Annotated in this window: 20 protein-coding genes; 5 read left to right on the top strand and 15 right to left on the bottom strand. The window is 52.3% G+C overall.

The features are described 5' to 3' along the window. Nucleotides 1–76: 76 nt before the first annotated feature. On the top strand, nucleotides 77–1,000 hold the full coding sequence (locus tag AB4H76_RS23435; protein ID WP_000535960.1) for a carboxylate/amino acid/amine transporter: 924 nt from the start codon (nucleotides 77–79) through the stop codon (nucleotides 998–1,000). 3 nt (nucleotides 1,001–1,003) lie between these two features. Here AB4H76_RS23435 and nlpA read toward each other — a convergent pair whose 3' ends face one another. After that, nucleotides 1,004–1,822, bottom strand: a complete 819-nt coding sequence (nlpA, locus tag AB4H76_RS23430; protein ID WP_000779426.1) for a lipoprotein NlpA — start codon at nucleotides 1,820–1,822, stop codon at nucleotides 1,004–1,006. Nucleotides 1,823–2,043: 221 nt separating this feature from the next. On the opposite strand from nlpA, the gene yicS reads away from it, so the two are divergent. After that, entirely contained in the window at nucleotides 2,044–2,337 is a 294-nt protein-coding gene (gene yicS, locus AB4H76_RS23425) for a protein YicS (RefSeq protein ID WP_000805509.1), read from the top strand. A gap of 40 nt (nucleotides 2,338–2,377) precedes the next feature. Here yicS and nepI read toward each other — a convergent pair whose 3' ends face one another. The 3 genes from nepI to adeQ form a co-directional block, all read right to left on the bottom strand. Continuing rightward, the gene (gene nepI / locus AB4H76_RS23420) at nucleotides 2,378–3,568 is read right to left on the bottom strand and encodes a purine ribonucleoside efflux pump NepI (RefSeq protein WP_001401341.1); all 1,191 of its coding nucleotides are present in this window, start codon (nucleotides 3,566–3,568) and stop codon (nucleotides 2,378–2,380) included. A 210-nt stretch (nucleotides 3,569–3,778) separates the two neighbouring features. Further along, nucleotides 3,779–4,231 (bottom strand): DUF1198 domain-containing protein, encoded by a 453-nt coding sequence (locus AB4H76_RS23415; protein ID WP_001300927.1) that lies wholly within the window; start codon nucleotides 4,229–4,231, stop codon nucleotides 3,779–3,781. Nucleotides 4,232–4,283: 52 nt separating this feature from the next. Continuing rightward, nucleotides 4,284–5,618: an adenine permease AdeQ gene (gene adeQ, locus AB4H76_RS23410; protein WP_001058151.1), complete on the bottom strand. Its 1,335-nt coding sequence runs from the start codon at nucleotides 5,616–5,618 to the stop codon at nucleotides 4,284–4,286. A 174-nt stretch (nucleotides 5,619–5,792) separates the two neighbouring features. Here adeQ and adeD point away from each other — a divergent pair, with 174 nt between their 5' ends. Then, on the top strand, nucleotides 5,793–7,559 hold the full coding sequence (adeD, locus tag AB4H76_RS23405) for an adenine deaminase (RefSeq protein ID WP_001065718.1): 1,767 nt from the start codon (nucleotides 5,793–5,795) through the stop codon (nucleotides 7,557–7,559). Nucleotides 7,560–7,604: 45 nt separating this feature from the next. On the opposite strand, the gene uhpT is transcribed toward adeD, so the two are convergent. From uhpT to ivbL, 7 genes are all read right to left on the bottom strand, one after another. Further along, entirely contained in the window at nucleotides 7,605–8,996 is a 1,392-nt protein-coding gene (gene uhpT, locus AB4H76_RS23400; RefSeq protein ID WP_000879194.1) for a hexose-6-phosphate:phosphate antiporter, read from the bottom strand. Nucleotides 8,997–9,133: 137 nt separating this feature from the next. Continuing rightward, nucleotides 9,134–10,453 (bottom strand): MFS transporter family glucose-6-phosphate receptor UhpC, encoded by a 1,320-nt coding sequence (gene uhpC, locus AB4H76_RS23395; RefSeq protein WP_000936566.1) that lies wholly within the window; start codon nucleotides 10,451–10,453, stop codon nucleotides 9,134–9,136. A 9-nt stretch (nucleotides 10,454–10,462) separates the two neighbouring features. Continuing rightward, nucleotides 10,463–11,965 carry a signal transduction histidine-protein kinase/phosphatase UhpB gene (gene uhpB / locus AB4H76_RS23390; protein ID WP_001295243.1) on the bottom strand — a complete coding sequence of 501 codons (1,503 nt, stop codon included), beginning with the start codon at nucleotides 11,963–11,965 and terminating at the stop codon, nucleotides 10,463–10,465. Further along, a complete protein-coding gene (gene uhpA / locus AB4H76_RS23385) occupies nucleotides 11,965–12,555 on the bottom strand; it encodes a transcriptional regulator UhpA (RefSeq protein ID WP_000633668.1) in 591 nt (196 codons plus the stop codon). The genes uhpB and uhpA overlap by 1 nt, the downstream gene beginning before the upstream one ends. A gap of 75 nt (nucleotides 12,556–12,630) precedes the next feature. Then, nucleotides 12,631–12,921, bottom strand: coding sequence for an acetolactate synthase small subunit (ilvN, locus tag AB4H76_RS23380; protein ID WP_001181706.1), 291 nt, complete (start codon nucleotides 12,919–12,921; stop codon nucleotides 12,631–12,633). A 3-nt stretch (nucleotides 12,922–12,924) separates the two neighbouring features. Then, complete coding sequence (gene ilvB, locus AB4H76_RS23375) at nucleotides 12,925–14,613, bottom strand: acetolactate synthase large subunit (RefSeq protein WP_000168475.1); 1,689 nt, start codon at nucleotides 14,611–14,613, stop codon at nucleotides 12,925–12,927. Between the two features lie 105 nt (nucleotides 14,614–14,718). Beyond that, a complete protein-coding gene (gene ivbL / locus AB4H76_RS23370; protein WP_001300753.1) occupies nucleotides 14,719–14,817 on the bottom strand; it encodes an ilvB operon leader peptide IvbL in 99 nt (32 codons plus the stop codon). 564 nt (nucleotides 14,818–15,381) lie between these two features. Here ivbL and tisB point away from each other — a divergent pair. Then, nucleotides 15,382–15,471, top strand: coding sequence for a type I toxin-antitoxin system toxin TisB (tisB, locus tag AB4H76_RS23365; protein WP_001054909.1), 90 nt, complete (start codon nucleotides 15,382–15,384; stop codon nucleotides 15,469–15,471). Between the two features lie 123 nt (nucleotides 15,472–15,594). Here tisB and ysdE read toward each other — a convergent pair whose 3' ends face one another. Then, a complete protein-coding gene (ysdE, locus tag AB4H76_RS23360) occupies nucleotides 15,595–15,669 on the bottom strand; it encodes a protein YsdE (protein ID WP_211180519.1) in 75 nt (24 codons plus the stop codon). Between the two features lie 81 nt (nucleotides 15,670–15,750). On the opposite strand from ysdE, the gene emrD reads away from it, so the two are divergent. Beyond that, entirely contained in the window at nucleotides 15,751–16,935 is a 1,185-nt protein-coding gene (gene emrD, locus AB4H76_RS23355; protein ID WP_000828746.1) for a multidrug efflux MFS transporter EmrD, read from the top strand. A gap of 7 nt (nucleotides 16,936–16,942) precedes the next feature. On the opposite strand, the gene AB4H76_RS23350 is transcribed toward emrD, so the two are convergent. The 3 genes from AB4H76_RS23350 to AB4H76_RS23340 are packed head-to-tail and all read right to left on the bottom strand — an operon-like array spanning nucleotide 16,943 to nucleotide 18,136. Further along, a complete protein-coding gene (locus AB4H76_RS23350; protein WP_121689802.1) occupies nucleotides 16,943–17,440 on the bottom strand; it encodes a radical SAM protein in 498 nt (165 codons plus the stop codon). Then, nucleotides 17,437–17,799, bottom strand: coding sequence for a DUF202 domain-containing protein (locus AB4H76_RS23345; protein ID WP_001113432.1), 363 nt, complete (start codon nucleotides 17,797–17,799; stop codon nucleotides 17,437–17,439). Before AB4H76_RS23345 ends, AB4H76_RS23350 begins: the two co-directional genes overlap by 4 nt. Next, nucleotides 17,789–18,136, bottom strand: a complete 348-nt coding sequence (locus AB4H76_RS23340) for a YidH family protein (RefSeq protein WP_000703959.1) — start codon at nucleotides 18,134–18,136, stop codon at nucleotides 17,789–17,791. The genes AB4H76_RS23345 and AB4H76_RS23340 overlap by 11 nt, the downstream gene beginning before the upstream one ends. Nucleotides 18,137–18,176: the final 40 nt, after the last annotated feature.

The raw sequence follows: 18,176 nt of genomic DNA, 5'->3' as shown, positions 1-18,176 counted from the left end.
GCAAACAGAGCCATCCTCGCCATTTTTGCTATCATGCCTGCATACATAAACGACAAAACAGTATGCAGAGGGAAAAATGGGTTCCACCAGAAAGGGGATGCTGAACGTTCTGATTGCCGCCGTGTTGTGGGGAAGTTCAGGGGTCTGCGCGCAATACATCATGGAGCAAAGCCAGATGTCGTCGCAGTTTTTGACTATGACGCGTTTGATATTCGCCGGTTTGATTCTACTGACGCTGTCATTTGTTCATGGCGATAAAATCTTTTCTATTATTAACAATCATAAAGATGCCATTAGCCTGCTGATTTTTTCCGTGGTTGGCGCGCTAACTGTACAGCTCACTTTTTTGCTAACCATCGAAAAATCGAACGCAGCCACGGCAACGGTGCTGCAATTCCTCTCACCGACGATTATCGTCGCCTGGTTCTCACTGGTGCGTAAATCGCGCCCGGGCATTCTGGTTTTCTGCGCTATTTTGACATCGCTGGTCGGGACTTTTTTATTGGTGACACACGGTAATCCGACGTCATTATCGATCTCTCCTGCCGCGTTGTTCTGGGGCATTGCCTCGGCATTTGCTGCTGCATTCTATACCACCTATCCCTCAACGCTAATTGCCCGCTATGGCACGTTACCAGTCGTCGGCTGGAGTATGCTGATTGGCGGTCTGATTCTGTTGCCTTTTTATGCCAGACAAGGAACAAACTTTGTCGTTAACGGCAGTTTGATTCTGGCGTTTTTTTATTTGGTGGTCATTGGTACGTCCCTGACATTTAGTCTGTACCTGAAAGGAGCACAATTAATTGGCGGTCCAAAAGCCAGCATTTTGAGCTGTGCAGAACCATTAAGTAGCGCGCTACTCTCTTTGCTGTTGCTGGGGATCACGTTCACATTACCGGACTGGCTGGGAACGCTGCTGATTCTGTCATCGGTGATTTTGATTTCAATGGATTCCCGTCGCCGCGCCAGAAAAATAAATCGTCCGGCGCGGCATGAGTGAGAATTACCAGCCAGGCACCGCGCCACCGTTAAAAATGGTTTCTGCCGCTTTAGCGACTTCGGGTGATTGATAAGATTGCAGAAATTCCTTCACGTTTTCTGCATTCTTATTATCTTCCCGTGCCACCAAAATATTCACATACGGCGAATTCTTATCTTCAATAAATACGCTGTCGTGCACCGGAGAAAGCCCTGTCTGCTGAATGTAAGTGGTGCTGATAATCGCTACATCAACTTTGGGATCATCCAGTACGCGCGGGAGCTGCGCCCCCTCGAGTTCCATAATCTGCAAATGACGAGGATTATCGGTTATATCCAGCGCGGTAGGTAATAACCCTTTTCCCTCTTTCAGAGTAATTAGCTTCTCTTTTTGCAACAGTAAAAGTGCGCGACCAAGGTTGGTCGGGTCGTTGGGGATCGCCACTGTCGCGCCTTCTTTTATTTGCGCCACGGTTTTGATTTTTTTGGAATAACCCGCCATAGGGAAGACAAACGTATTTCCCACCGCTACCAGTTTATAACCATGCGCCTGATTATCTTGTTCAAGAAAGGGTCGATGCTGGAAGACATTCGCATCAAGTTCGCCATGATTTGTCGCATCGTTCGGTAGCAACGAACCGCTAAATCCTACCAGTTCAACATCGAGGCCATATTTCTCTTTTGCCACCTTTTTAGCGACTTCCGCGACATCTTGTTCTGCGCCATTTATAACGCCAACTTTAATGTGTTTTGCATCGCTGCTACTCTGGTCGCAACCTGCCAGCAGAATTCCGGCCAGCAATAATGCGGCCCCTGTCCGTAGATGATGTGTTGTCAGTTTCATTTTTTTATCCTTTTATTAATGATTACCTGACTATAGCGGTAAGGTCGCTGCGGTTTAAAAAACGAAACGCTATCGATAAGAATAAAAAGGAATAAAAGTGGAATATAAAGTCTGGCACTTCTTACTGACCACGCAAGCGCGTTTCGTACAGCATGATGAGAGCGATGAAAGCAAACTACACTTATGCTTCATTCGATACACATTTGTAAAAGGTTGAATCCATGAAACCAACGACACTACTGCTTATTTTCACTTTTTTCGCTATGCCAGGCATCGTATACGCCGAGTCGCCTTTTAGCTCACTGCAGTCCGCAAAAGAGAAAACCACGGTATTACAAGATTTACGTAAAATTTGCACGCCACAGGCGTCATTATCAGATGAAGCGTGGGAAAAGTTAATGTTGTCAGATGAAAACAATAAACAACATATACGCGAGGCCATCGTGGCGATGGAACGTAATAATCAGAGCAATTATTGGGAAGCGTTGGGTAAGGTAGAATGCCCGGATATGTAAGAACAGCAACAACTACTGACCAACGCTTCTTTACCTGATATCAGGATTTCTTCATTTTCACCTTTGCAGTAACCAACAATGCAGTCAGCAACATCAATGTGCCGGACAACATCAACGGCGAAGTCAGACCAATATTATCCAGCGCATAACCGCCGATTGCCGCGCCACAGGTATTAGCAAGCTGAATAACCGCCACCTGAATAGACCCGGCTTTTTCTGCCTGATCGGCCAGCGAGCGGGTGATCCACGTTGACCAGCCGACGGGAACCAATGCAAAAGTTAGCCCCCAGATAATCGCCACGCCGGTAGCAATGATTTTATCGCTTCCCCACAACGTCAGTACCAACGCACTCACAGCCAGTATTAACGGCGCGCCTGCTAAGGCCAGTTTTACCGAACGTTTAAGAATGAACGACGAAAGCGACGTACCAATAAAGCTGGCGATACCAAAACTCAACAGCACCAGCGTTAAGCCATCCACGCCGAATCCCGCCAGGTTCATATACACCGGGCGAATATACGTGAAGAAAGCAAACTGCCCGGCGAAAGACATGAAGATGGCGATCATCCCTGCCATCACACCCGGACGTTGTAATAAGCGGAAAGTATTTTGTTTCTGATGCGAGGGTTCGCCTGGCAGTGAAGGCAATGATTTGATAATCCAGAAAATACACAGCACGCCCATCACCGCCGCCGCATTAAAGACATTGCGCCAACCGATAAGCTCGCCTAAAAAACTGCCCAACGGCGCGGCAATCACCAGCGCAATAGAAACCGCGCCGAAGATCACCGACAGCGCCTTCGGCACCGTACGCGGCGGCACCAGACGCATGGTCAGCGACGCCGACATCGCCCAGAACCCGCCCAGCGCCAGCCCCAGACAGGCACGACCGATTAAAAGCAAACTGAATGAGTTAGCAAAGGAAACCAGCAAGCAGGAGAGCGTCAGCAAAACGGCAAACAAAATAACAACGTAGCGGCGGTCAGTAGCCTGAATTGTCTGGGTAATAAACAAACTGGCAAACATTGCCACAAAGGCGGTCACGGTCACCGATTGCCCGGCAACCCCTTCCGAAATGCCTAAATCCTGGGCCATTGGCGTCAACAAACTGACGGGCAAAAACTCAACGATAATCAGACAGGCGACACAAAACGCCACCGAGAAAACGGCTGACCAGTTCGGTCGGGTGATGGCATCCGCGCCGCGGTTTTCGGCAATAAATTCACTCATGGTGTTACCCGTGGCATGTTTCAGGGGAAAAGCCGACCACTTTAACATTGAAATGTGTGACGCATTTAACGTTTTTGCAACTTTTACGGTGTTGCTTGAGCTGGAGTTAAGATCGAAACGGAACAGGGCAAAGATTACCGGATGCGGCGTGAACGTCTTATCCACCCGACAGGTCAGGCGCGGTCTGTAGGCTGATAAGACGAAGCGGTTTTAATGCAGCCAGTGAACGCCCTCGGCAGGCTGAAAGAACGCGTTATAGCGCATCTGAAAAGCATTAATATCCTGCATTTCAGGTTCGGTTTCGCGCAGAAACCCCAGCGCCAGCCTGACCTGAGCATCGGTAATCGGCGCGGCAAGACGGGCTTTTTGTAAAATCCGATGCCATTGCAGCAGGTTCTGTTCGCTACCATCGACAATGACAATTTGCCAGATGAGCAACACCTGCGCGGCGTTTTGCAGGTGCGACTCATCCGGACGATGCAAATAACGTAAAAATTCGTCACCGGCTGACTTTCCCATTTGATCGACCATCGACTCCACGGGTATGACATCGATATTCAGCCGATCGCTGAGACGGCGAATCGCTTTTCTGGCCCCGGATGTCAGCACCCGAAAACCAACCACAAACACCACTGCCAGCGTGGCGAGCATTATCCAGATCATGAGTTCTCCTGCGTAATCAGAACTCATGATATCTGGAAACCCTCGCCAGTTACTAATCCACCAGAATAATCTTCAGTGCAAACAGAGCTGCGACCACCACCACACACAGGTTCAGATCGCGCCAGCGCCCGGTGCACACTTTCATGATGCAGTACGACATAAAGCCGAGTGCAATCCCTTCGGTGATCGAGAAAGTAAAGGGCATCATCACCGTGGTAATAAACGCAGGCACCGATTCGGTAAAATCATCCCAGTTAACGCGCGCCAGGCTCGAAGTCATCAGCACGCCAACAAAGATTAACGCTCCGGCGGTTGCGTAAGGAGGAACCATCGCCACCAGCGGTGAGAAGAACATAACCAACAGGAACATAACGCCAACCACAACCGCAGTCAGCCCCGTGCGGCCACCGACTGCCACACCAGAAGTACTTTCAATATAGGCAGTAACAGACGAGGTGCCGATAAACGCACCCGCCACCGAACTGACGCTATCAACATACAGCGCCTTATTCATATTGGGGAATTTACCGTTACCATCTATTAAGCCCGCTTTATCAGTTACACCAATTAATGTTCCTGATGAATCAAATAGGTTGATCAGCATAAAGGAGAAAATGATACCGGCGAGTTCAAGTGTTAACGCGCCGCTCAAATCTACTTCACCAATGACGCCGCTAATATCAGGCGGAATGGAATAGACGCCGCTAAAATGAACATCACCGAAAAATAATCCACAGCAAGACGTCACCACAATAGAAACCAGCACCGCGGCATGAAAATGACGTGATGACAACACGGTTATAATAAAAAACCCTAAAATACCTAACAACACGCCGTGAGAACTTAAATCGCCAATCATCACCAGCGTGTCTTTATTGGCGACAATAACGCCAGTATTTTTTAATCCCATTAAGGCGATAAATAATCCAATTCCGCTGGTGATACCAATACGTAAACTTAAGGGAATGTTGGAGATCATCCAGTACCGGATACGAAACAGCGTGAGCAAAAATAGTCCAACTGCGCCCCAGAATATTGCGCCCATCCCGGTCTGCCAGGAGATGCCCATCGCCCCCACGACCACGAAGGCAAAGAAGGCGTTCAGCCCCATTGCCGGAGCCAGCGCCACGGGTAAGTTAGCAAATATCCCCATCGCAATACTGCCGATACCGGCAATCAAACAGGTGGTAACAAACACCACTTTCGGGTCCATTTGTGCCGCGCCGAGGATTTGCGGGTTCACAAAAACGATGTACACCATGGTTAAAAAAGTGGTCATCCCCGCAATCAATTCTGTGCGGACGGTGGTCCCATGCTGAGGTAGTTTAAATAATCGCGAAAGCGTCCCTGATTCATTACTCACGTAATCGGTATTGTCATTATTCATTTTTTTGTCCATTGGAGGAGATTTAATCCCTTGCTTTTGTAAAACAAATGACAACAACGGTTCAGTGATAATTATCACATTTCAATTGCACATTAATGGATATTCTTTAATAATCTCGCGACGTTTCTTTATGATAAATAATAATCAAATTGATAAAATCAAAATGAGAAAAATATGAATAATTCTATTAACCATAAATTTCATCACATTAGCCGGGCTGAATACCAGGAATTGTTAGCCGTTTCCCGTGGCGACGCTGTTGCCGATTATATTATTGATAATGTCTCTATTCTCGACCTGATCAATGGCGGAGAAATTTCCGGCCCAATTGTGATTAAAGGACGTTACATTGCCGGTGTTGGCGCAGAATACACTGATGCTCCGGCTTTGCAGCGGATTGATGCTCGCGGCGCAACGGCGGTGCCAGGGTTTATTGATGCTCACCTGCATATTGAATCCAGCATGATGACGCCGGTCACTTTTGAAACCGCTACCCTGCCGCGCGGCCTGACGACCGTTATTTGCGACCCTCATGAAATCGTCAACGTGATGGGCGAAGCCGGATTCGCCTGGTTTGCCCGCTGTGCCGAACAGGCAAGGCAAAACCAGTACTTACAGGTCAGCTCTTGCGTACCCGCCCTGGAAGGCTGCGATGTTAACGGTGCCAGTTTTACCCTTGAACAGATGCTCGCCTGGCGGGACCATCCGCAGGTTACCGGCCTTGCAGAAATGATGGACTACCCTGGCGTAATTAGCGGGCAGAATGCGCTGCTCGATAAACTGGATGCATTTCGCCACCTGACGCTGGACGGTCACTGCCCGGGTTTGGGTGGTAAAGAACTTAACGCCTATATTACTGCGGGTATTGAAAACTGCCACGAAAGTTATCAGCTGGAAGAAGGACGCCGGAAATTACAACTCGGCATGTCGTTGATGATCCGCGAAGGGTCCGCTGCCCGCAATCTCAACGCGCTGGCACCGTTGATCAACGAATTTAACAGCCCGCAATGCATGCTCTGTACCGATGACCGTAACCCGTGGGAGATCGCCCATGAAGGACACATCGATGCCTTAATTCGCCGCCTGATCGAACAACACAATGTGCCGCTGCATGTGGCATATCGCGTCGCCAGCTGGTCGACGGCGCGCCACTTTGGTCTGAATCACCTCGGCTTACTGGCACCCGGCAAGCAGGCCGATATCGTCCTGTTGAGCGATGCGCGTAAGGTCACGGTGCAGCAGGTACTGGTGAAAGGCGAGCCGATTGATGCGCAAACCTTACAGGCGGAAGAGTCGGCGAGACTGGCACAATCCGCTCCGCCATATGGCAACACCATTGCCCGCCAGCCAGTTTCCGCCAGCGACTTTGCCCTGCAATTTACGCCCGGAAAACGCTATCGGGTCATTGACGTCATCCATAACGAATTGATTACGCACTCCCACTCCAGCGTCTACAGCGAAAATGGTTTTGATCGCGATGATGTGAGCTTTATTGCCGTACTTGAGCGTTACGGGCAACGGCTGGCTCCGGCTTGTGGTTTGCTTGGCGGCTTTGGACTGAATGAAGGTGCGCTGGCTGCGACGGTCAGCCATGACAGCCATAATATTGTGGTGATCGGTCGCAGTGCCGAAGAGATGGCGCTGGCGGTCAATCAGGTGATTCAGGATGGCGGCGGGCTGTGCGTGGTACGTAACGGCCAGGTACAAAGTCATCTGCCGTTACCCATTGCCGGGCTGATGAGCACCGACACGGCGCAGTCGCTGGCGGAACAAATTGACGCCTTGAAAGCCGCCGCCCGTGAATGCGGTCCGTTACCCGATGAGCCGTTTATTCAGATGGCGTTTCTTTCTCTGCCAGTGATCCCCGCGCTAAAACTAACCAGTCAGGGGCTATTTGATGGCGAGAAGTTTGCCTTCACTACGCTGGAAGTCACGGAATAATAAAAAAAGCCCGGCGTCATGCCGGGCAAAAGTCACCAGTTACGTTTATGCCACTGTCAACTGCTGAATTTTTTTCTCGCGGCGGATTTTGCGTTCTTCCATTACCGCCACTATCGCCATCAGGCAGATACAACCAATCGCGGCGATATCCAGCGCGGCGAAGGTGCCTGCCCAGCCGGTAAGGCCGAATACCGGCGTCCCATCGGCAATCATTCCCAGACCTAACTTGGCAAAGCTGTCACCAATCAGGTAAGCAAAGGTGCCTTTAATACCATCGGCAGCGCCAATCGCTTTTTTAGGTACAAAGCCAACAGCAGCCACACCAATCAACAATTGCGGGCCAAAGACCAGGAAACCCAACGCAAAGAGAGAAGCCAGATAGATATATTCGTTACTGGCATGTTGATACACACCGAGCGTGGCGATAATCAGCGCCAGCGCGATGCAGGCCACCAGGCCACGGCGACCGTTCGCCAGGTCAGAGAGCCAGCCCCACAGCAGCGTACCGACCAGCGCACCAGCTTCAAACAGCGTAAAGCCCTGAATCGCCACCGCTTTAGAGAGTTTCAGTTCCTGGAACGCGTATACGGTTGACCACTGGTCGATACCAATACGTACCACATAGAGGAAAATGTTGGCGAAGCACAGCAGCCAGATCACTTTGTTTTTCAGCACATACTCAACAAAGATCTGCCACTTGGTCATATCGGTAGATTCTGTCTCTTTGTCCTCTTCGCTGATCTCCTCGCCGAACAGTTCTTCAGCTTTGCCGAGGCCATAAGATTCCGGGGAGTCGCTGCCGTAACGCAGGCCGATAAAACCGACAATCAGCGCGATAATCGACGGGAAGATAAACATGCCGATGACATGGCCATCGAACAGGTAATTTGCCCCGAACAGCGCCACACCTGCTGCGCCTGCACCGCCAAGGTTGTGAGAAATATTCCAGAAACCGAGGAATGTCCCGCGTTTACGACGCGGCGTCCATTTGGTGATGGTGGAGTAACTGCACGAACCGCCGGTACTCTGGAAAAAGCCGCTTAAGGCGTAGAAGGCAATCATCAGGAACAGGCTAACCGAGCCGCTGCCCATACTGGCACTGAAGCCCAGCATACAAATAGCAGAGAGGATCAGCATGAACGGCAGGAATTGTTTGGTGTTTTTGCCGTCGGCGTAGTAGGAAACCAGCGTTTTACCCACGCCATAAGTGATGGAGAAACCCAGGCCGATCATCCCCAGCTGCGTCATGCTCAACCCGTAGGTCGAAATCATATCGTTCTGCGCGATGTTAAAGTTCTTGCGAATCAGGTACATCGTCAGGTAGCCGATAAAGACCACCAGGTAGGATTGCATGAACGGTTTGAACCACATTTTGCGCCGCACTTCGAGCGGAAGGTCCAGGGTCGGCTTGCGAACCTGGTTTAAGAAAGCCAGCATGGGTTACTCCTGAAATGAATACCTGCGTGAGGCATGCATTGTAAAAATCAGCAGCAAATCAGGCCTGAGATAGCGTCCAGGCAAAACCTGGAAAATTTCTTAGTTTTGCCGGATATGAAGTGAAAAGGTGAGATGCATCACGCTTCGCGCGGTGTCTGGGCGTTCAAAAAGGGCAGTAACAGCAGTGCGGAAATCCCGGCGGCGATAGAGATAACCACAAAAAATCCGCTCCAGTGCCAGGTATCGAGTACTTTCGCCAGCGGCCAACCAGCAAGCGACGCCCCCAGATAAGCAAACAAGCCGACAAACCCCGTCGCCGCCCCTGCCGCCTCTTTGTGGGAACACTCTGCCGCCGCCATACCGATTAACATCTGTGGGCCAAAGACAAAAAAACCAATGGTGAAGAAGCAGGTTGCCTGCATCACGTAGCTGGCAAATGGCATCAGCCACAGGGAGCCGACTGAAAGCAAAATTCCGGCGGCGAAAATCAAATTCATCGGCCCTCGGTTGCCGTTAAACAATTTGTCCGAGCCCCAACCGGCTACCAGCGCACCGATAAATCCGCCCAGTTCAAACATCGTCACTGCCGTATTCGCCGTGACCAGATCGACGCCCAGTGTCTCGGACATATACAAATTGCCCCAGTCGTTGATCGCCGCCCGGACCACATAGACCAGCACATAGCAAAACGAAAGCAGCCAGATATACGGATTCAGCAACACATATTTGGTGAGGATCTCTTTACGCGTCAACCCTGCCCCTTCTTGTTGTTGAGCAATTTCCAGCGCGTCGTGTCGCCATTCACCGACCGCCGGTAAACCTAACGCCTGCGGGCGATCGCGTAGCCGCCAGCAGAGAAAAATCCCCACGACTATCGCCATACAACCAGCAATCATCATCCCGGCACGCCAGCCGTAATGCAGCGCAGCCGCTGCCATCACAATGGGAATGAGTGCGCCGCCGACGTTATGCGCCGTGTTCCATAATGCCCACCAACCGCCGCGCTCGGTACGTGAATACCAGGCCGTTAACAGACGCGCACACACCGGTGAACCCCAGCCCTGGAAAAAGGCGTTCAGCACCCAGAGCACGGCAAACGCCCATAGCGACGTCGAGAAGCCAAACAGAATGTTGATAATGCCCGTGGCGATAAGCCCTATCCCCATAAAATAACGGGCATTTGAGCGATCGCTGACAATGCCGGAGACAAACTTCGACACGCCATAGGTAATGTAAAACAGGGTCGCTAACAGGCCGATATCGCTACGGCTGAGCACGCCGTTAGCAAGGATTTCTGGTACGGCGGCGTTAAAACTTTTCCGCGTGAAGTAAAACAGCGCGTAACCCAGCCAGATGGTCAGCAGAATATGCCGACGCCAGTAGCGATAGCGGGCATCAATTTCATATTTATCAGTCATTAATGGCGCATCGGCAGGCGCTTTCAGAAACGGCAACATCATCAAACCTTAGACATAGCGTTGAGGTAGAGAAACGCTGACACGCGTGCCGTGCAGACAGGAAATGTGTAATGTGCCACCCAGCGCCGTTACGCGCTCGCGCATTCCGGTGAGGCCAAAACCTTGTTGCCCGGAACCCGGCGGCAAACCGCTGCCATCGTCTTCAATAACCAGCATCAACCGTTCATCCTGCTGCCAGCCTTGCAGGGTGACCGCGCTGGCATCAGCATGTTTCACAATGTTGTTCAGCCCTTCCTGGCAGACACGAAACAGCGTCACGCGCTGGTTTTCGCTTAACGCTGATTCATCGATTCGCCATTCGAGATGGCTGACAATACCGCGCCCTTCCAGCTCCATTTCCCGCATCAGTGAGCGGATGGCCTGCTCCAGGGTGAGATCATCCAACTGGCGCGGACGTAACCGACCCAACAAACGGCGCACCGCGTCGTAAACGCCCAGCGATAGTTGTTCGATGAGCTGCCCGCTCTGCTTCACGCTGGCGTTATCTGCCGCCAGCCGCTGAACAATGCCCGCCTGAGTACGAATAGCAGTGATGGTCTGACCGATATCATCATGCAGCTCACGCGCCACATCACGGCGCACGCTCTCTTCGGTTTCCAGCAACCGTTCAGCCAGATGCTGATTGCGCGCCAGTTCCTTTTGCAGCGACTGGTTAAGTTCACGCAACCGCTGGATGCCAGCGCCAAGCAACAACCCTGTCAGACTTTGCACCAGCAGCGAGAGCAATAAATCCACCGGATGATCGCGCCAGGTTTGACTGGCGATCAGCGCGATGGCGTTCATCAACGTCGCAATCAGCGCCCCTTGCCAACCATAGTGCCAGGCCAGCGCGATAATCGGCAGCGCCAGACAGAATGGCGTAAAGCGCGACAGTTCGTCCGGCAATCCCAACTGGAGCCAGAGACTGATAACAAACAGCAGCAAGTACCAGACCAGATGTCGCCCGCGCCAGTTGATTGGCTGAGAAACCAGTGACGGACCGAGCGGCAGCCAGGTGTTATTGGCGAGATAGTGCCAGAACACCAGACATATCGGGGCCAGCGTCAGGCCGCCAGTTAAAGTCAGCAACAGCGCATTCCACGACTCTTTGCCGTGCCAAAGCCAGGGCAGCGACTGCAACAACGCCGCCGCCGTTAACGCCGCCCCCTGTAACAGCAAGGTGCGCCAGTCACGCTGATGGCGATAGCGCGAGATCAGCGCTACGGGCAGTAACGTCAGTAAACTACCGATCATCAATAACGGAAAATGGGTTAAACCGACCGCCTGCGTTAGCCAGTAAATCAGCAGCCACTCCGCGCCCAGCAATACGGGCCAGTATCCGCGCGGGCATTGCAGCATTAGCCCCAGACGCAGACCAAACGGAAATAACAGCACCGCCATATCAGGGCGCTCAACCAGATGCAGGCTGATACTCCACAGGCAAAACCATGCGGCAGAGAAGATAAAAAAGCAGGCAATAACGGTAATTAAGCGGGAGAACAACGTCTTCATCACCAGCCATCAAACATGCGGCGCGCCAGCTCTACGTCGTTACTGACGCCCAGTTTTTCCATCAGATTGGCGCGATGGACGTGTACCGTTTTCGGTGACAAGCCCAGTTCGGCGGCAATCTCTTTCACCGCCATTCCTTGCGCCAGTTTTTCCGCCACCTGGCGTTCACGTTTGGTTAGCGGGTCCTGACGACCGGATGCCAGTTTAATGGCAATATCCGGCGTCAGATAACAGCCGCCCGTGGCAACCGTATGCACCGCAGCAATGAGTTCATCCGGGCTACAGCGTTTGGAAAGAAAGCCGCGTGCCCCCGCGTTAAGCGCCTGCTCAACCAGCGCAGGACTGTCGTGAACGGAGAGCATAATCGTCGCCATACCTTTCGGCAGCTGGCTTAGCAGCTCCAGACCGGAGATATCGGGCATGGAGATATCGCAAATACACACCTGCACACCGCGCCCCGGCAGCCCCGCCAGCGCCTCGCGCCCCGAACCAAACTCGGCAACTACCTGCAAATCAGGTTCCAGCCCCAGCAGCTGCGCAAAGCCGGAGCGGACGATGAGGTGATCGTCTATAAGGGCAACGGTGATCATGGTCTTGTCCTGGCGGGTAAAAAAAATACGCGCTTACCTTAACGATAAGCGCGATGTTGTTCAAGCCTTGAGCGGTTACTGAAAAAACACCGCGATCTTGTTAAACATCGTCGGATCGGACTGATTACGCTGCACTTTCACGACATCTTCCAGCTTATCGATTTGGCTTATCATCTGCTCCAGACGCTGGTCGTCATTGACCAGTAGCCAGATATGGCTTTTGTCGCTGTCCTGAATCGGCAGACAAAGAATGCCTTCAACGTTAAAAGCGCGGCGGGCAAAAAGGCCACAAACGTGGGTCATTACGCCCGGATGGTTGCGAACGGTGAGCTCCAGAATTACGTTGTCATGAGTTGTGTTTTGCATGGCTTATTCCCCCACCATTTCAGTATTCGCCGCACCTGGCGGCACCATCGGGTAAACTTTTTCTTCGGCATCAATGCGCACATGGATCAGCGCCGGGCCAGGGCGATTGATGATTTCCTGCAATGAAGCCTGCGGATCGGCTTCGTTATTCAAATCACAGGTTTCGAGGCCGAATCCGGCGGCAATCTGCATAAAGTTGATTTTGCCCGGATAGGTGGCGGCAAAAACGCCTTGCTCGTAGAACAGACTCTGTTGCTGATGCACCAGCCCCAGCGCTTCGTTGTTCATCAGAATGATTTTGACATCCAGCTGATTTTCACTGGCGGTCGCCATCTCCTGAATATTCATCATCAGGCTGCCGTCGCCGGAGAAACACAACACTTTGCGATCCGGGTTCGCCAGCGCAGCGCCAATCGCCGCAGGCAGGCCAAAACCCATCGTGCCCAGCCCACCGGAGGTCAGCCACTGGCGTGGGCGATTGAGCGGATAAGCTTGCGCGGTCCACATCTGATGCTGACCAACGTCGGTGGTGATAATTGCATTGTCATCGACACAGGCGGCAACGGCGTTGATCAGGCCGTAATGGCTTAACGGATCGCACGCTTTCGGGATTGGACACGGAAACTCACGCTGCAAATCCGCTACCAACTGGTGCCACTCTGCACGCGGTTGCGCTTCCACCAGCGGGATCAACTGCGCCAGCACGTCATCAACATCCGCCTGAATCGCCACGTGCGGCTGCTTGATTTTACCCAGCTCTGCACGGTCGATATCGACATGAATGATTTTGGCATTCGGACAGAACTGCTCGGTTTTGCCAATCGCCCGGTCATCAAAACGCGCACCGAGCACTATCAACAAATCCGCCTCCTGCAAAATATAGTTGGTGCTGCGCACGCCGTGCATCCCCAGCATACCCAGCGACAACGGATGCGCTTTTGGCAACATGCCCAGCGCCATTAAAGTCATGGTGGTAGGCAGTTGCGCTTTCTCCGCCAGTTCACGCACCCGTGCGGGCGCATTGATCACACCGCCGCCCAGATAAAGCACCGGGCGTTTGGCAGCGTTAATCATCGCCGCTGCGTCACGAATGCTTTCTTCGCTAAAGGCGGGGGCGGCGGCTTTTTCTGCCATAGCGGGCTGTGTTTCAATCTCAAAAACTGCCGTTTGCACATCCTTAGGAATGTCTATCCACACCGGGCCTGGGCGGCCTGATTGCGCAATGCGGAAGGCATCGCTCATGACCTGCGGGAGTTCTTCGATATGTCTGACCAGATAGTTGTGTTTGGTGATGGGGATAGAGATGCCGTAGGTGTCCACTTCCTGGAAGGCGTCGGTGCCGATCATCGAGGCGGGAACCTGACCAGTGATGCAAATCAGCGGGATGGAGTCCAGCCGCGCATCGGCAATGGCGGTCACCAGGTTAGTCGCACCCGGTCCGCTACAGGCCATACAGACCGCCGGTTTACCGTCGGTGCGCGCCATTCCCTGAGCGATAAAGCCCGCGCCCTGTTCATGACGGGCCAGAATATGGCGGATTTGCGTGCTTTGGCTTAAGGCATCGTAAACAGGCAGGATAGAACCGCCCGGAATGCCTGTCACAATCTTAATGCCCTGCTGTTCCAGGAAATGAACGATAAATTCTGCGCCGGTAAAGCGCTTACGCGTCGATGTTGTGCCCGAACTTGCCATGCTCCAGTCCTTTTCTTCTGGGCCGACTTTCCGGGAGGTGCTTAAACGAAAAACCCCGCCCGGTTTGCGCCGGCGGGGTTTTGGAATCGTGTGTTGTTCCAGTCCCTACGGCGCATTGCCGACGACCACCACCACACGCACGACGACCACTGCGGCGGATGGCGCAGTTGGTAGTAGTTTTGCGTTGAGCATGGAAGTAGTCATTGGGGACCTTGTTGGTTTTGTGTTTAACAATATTTATACAAGCACAGCTTTACAGGGGAGACAATGGAAAATTTTTCAGCAAGGGAAAATTGAGGGGTTGATCACGTTTTGTACTGAATTGCAGATAACAAAAAACCCCGCCGGAGCGAGGTTTCGTCAGTCGCCTGCGGCTGGTAACCGCAAAGCACACTGTATTATGTCAACACTGAAAGTATACGTGTTCCGCGCAGAACGCGCAATTTCGGCACGAATTTTGACGTATTTAGTGCATAGTTGAGTATCGATCACAGTTTGCGTTTTGTCCAAATATTACTGTTTATTTATACAGTAAACTTCTATAATATCACTGTACGCAATGTGTTATGCGGGGGCCGCATCGTTACCCGGCGCACTAAGTCCTGGCTGAAACGGGTGGTGCCGTCAGCGCCTTAACCCCGCGTGAGCACACTGTGTTATGTCAACAAGCACAACGTTTCTCCTTGAGATACCGCGTGCACAACAGCTGGCAACAGGCAGCGGAAAGGTACGTCAGCTGGCAGTGCTCCTGAACCACAGGAGACGCGTATGAACCTGGTGGATATCGCCATTCTTATCCTCAAACTCATTGTTGCAGCACTGCAACTGCTTGATGCTGTTCTGAAATACCTGAAGTAATTCAGATTCAAGTCGCACCAAAGGGGAGCGGGAAACCGCTCCCCTTTTATATTTAGCGTGCGGGTTGGTGTCGGATGCGATGCTGACGCATCTTATCCGCCCTACCATCTCTCCCGGCAACATTTATTGCCGCTTTTGTTTACATATTCTGCCGCTAAACAATTCCCCATTCCTGGCGTATATCTGGCTAACATTCATCAATGTGATAGATTCCTCTCCCGCATTTATGGGAATGCGTAGTGACTTATTCTAATTATTTTTATAAAAGCATCCGTGATAATGAAAAGGCAAAGAAACGTCAATTTGTTATTGATGTTGGTATTACTCGTGGCCGTCGGTCAGATGGCGCAAACCATTTATATTCCAGCTATTGCCGATATGGCGCGCGATCTCAACGTCCGTGAAGGGGCGGTGCAGAGCGTAATGGGCGCTTATCTGCTGACTTACGGTGTCTCACAGCTGTTTTATGGCCCGATTTCCGACCGCGTGGGCCGCCGACCGGTGATCCTCGTCGGAATGTCCATTTTTATGCTGGCAACGCTGGTCGCGGTCACGACCTCCAGTTTGACGGTGTTGATTGCCGCCAGCGCGATGCAGGGGATGGGCACCGGCGTTGGCGGCGTAATGGCGCGTACTTTACCGCGAGATTTATATGAACGGACACAGTTGCGCCATGCTAACAGCCTGTTAAACATGGGGATTCTCGTCAGTCCGTTGCTCGCACCGCTAATCGGCGGTCTGCTGGATACGATGTGGAACTGGCGCGCCTGTTATCTCTTTTTGTTGGTTCTTTGTGCTGGTGTGACCTTCAGTATGGCCCGCTGGATGCCGGAAACGCGTCCGGTCGATGCACCGCGCACGCGCCTGCTTACCAGTTATAAAACGCTTTTCGGTAACAGCGGTTTTAACTGTTATTTGCTGATGCTGATTGGCGGTCTGGCCGGGATTGCCGCCTTTGAAGCCTGCTCCGGCGTGCTGATGGGCGCGGTGTTAGGGCTGAGCAGTATGACGGTCAGTATTTTGTTTATTCTGCCGATTCCGGCAGCGTTTTTTGGCGCATGGTTTGCCGGACGTCCCAATAAACGCTTCTCCACGTTAATGTGGCAGTCGGTTATCTGCTGCCTGCTGGCTGGCTTGCTGATGTGGATCCCCGACTGGTTTGGCGTGATGAATGTCTGGACGCTGCTCGTTCCCGCCGCGCTGTTCTTTTTCGGTGCCGGGATGCTGTTTCCGCTGGCGACCAGCGGCGCGATGGAGCCGTTCCCCTTCCTGGCGGGCACGGCTGGCGCGCTGGTCGGCGGTCTGCAAAACATTGGTTCCGGCGTGCTGGCGTCGCTCTCTGCGATGTTGCCGCAAACCGGTCAGGGCAGCCTGGGGTTGTTGATGACCTTAATGGGATTGTTGATCGTGCTGTGCTGGCTGCCGCTGGCGACGCGGATGTCGCATCAGGGGCAGCCCGTTTAAGCGCACGTCACCGCAGCATCGTCATCAGCTCCATGGGAGAACGATGCTGCTTTATCAGATCACGCATCACCCGCATATGCGGTGCGGAGTAAGAATAAAACGCCTGATAGCCCGCACAAAGCACGCTGTATGGCGTCTCCTGCCGAGCGTGCGGGCACAGGCGATGCCAGTCGCACGCCTGGCAGTCACAGCGCGGTTGCGGGTTTTCGCTGCCACACCATTTTTGTAAGGTGGCGTCAAAAAGCTCAATCGAGATACGACTGATATCTGCCCGCACCCAACACTCGAACAGGGCAATTAAAAATTTCCCCCACAGCTCTGCTGTCACCGAAGCGGCCGTCAGATCGCCCCGGTCATCAAATTCAAGATAGGGAATGAGCTGTACGGAGCGGATGCCCCGCTGTTTGAAATTGTGATAAAAATCGGCAGGTTGCAGAGCATCCTTGTACTCTACAACCAGTTTATGCCTGTCCTCTTCAGCATCAATGACCTGACTTCCTGTCATGCGACTCTCTCAATAAATACGATAAGTTGATGTATATGCGTTACAGCAAACAGTATTGCGAGAGATAACACCGCGAGGGAGATCAAAAATTTGTCACGGACTACGTGAAATTGGGAAAAATCGCTATTCGTGACATCCATTAAATTGCGATTACGGGTGTAGTGCCAGAGGATCAGCGCCACGATGGCGAGAATGCCAATCGAAATCCAGAATAACATGCCCGCCTGGTGCCAGTTGTGTTTGATAGCCAACGCCATCAACGCGCCGTAGCCCAGCATGGTACGAAACCACGCCAGTGATGTGCGCTCCGGCTGCAGTCCTGGGTCGGCAATGCGTCTGGCTTTGCGGCTATCCGGCATACAACACCAGTCCCATAACGATCACCGCCACGACCATCAATATTAAGCTAATGATTAATAAGCTGTTGGTGTAGGGCAGGTCCTCTTTCAGACGCATCGCTTTTTCATTGCGTAACCAGCGCAAGTAGCCATACATCGCTAACCCGCCGGAAAACAGACACAACAACAACGCCAGCAGTTCGCGAATGACGGGCGTGGCGAAATCTGGCGCAAGTTGATCAAGCCCAACCCCCGCCGCCAGAAATCCTAGTGCAGTACGGATCCACGCCAGAAAAGTACGCTCATTAGCCAGCGAGAAGCGGTAATCAGGCGCTTCTCCGAGGCGGGAAATTTTCATTGTTGCTCCTTTGCAATTTCACTAACGCTCTACCTTTAGC

The sequence above is a fragment of the Escherichia sp. UTM R2 genome (genome assembly GCF_048593455.1).
GTDB classification, from domain to species: Bacteria; Pseudomonadota; Gammaproteobacteria; order Enterobacterales; family Enterobacteriaceae; genus Escherichia; species Escherichia coli.
This window is presented reverse-complemented; position numbering and strand designations above follow the sequence as displayed.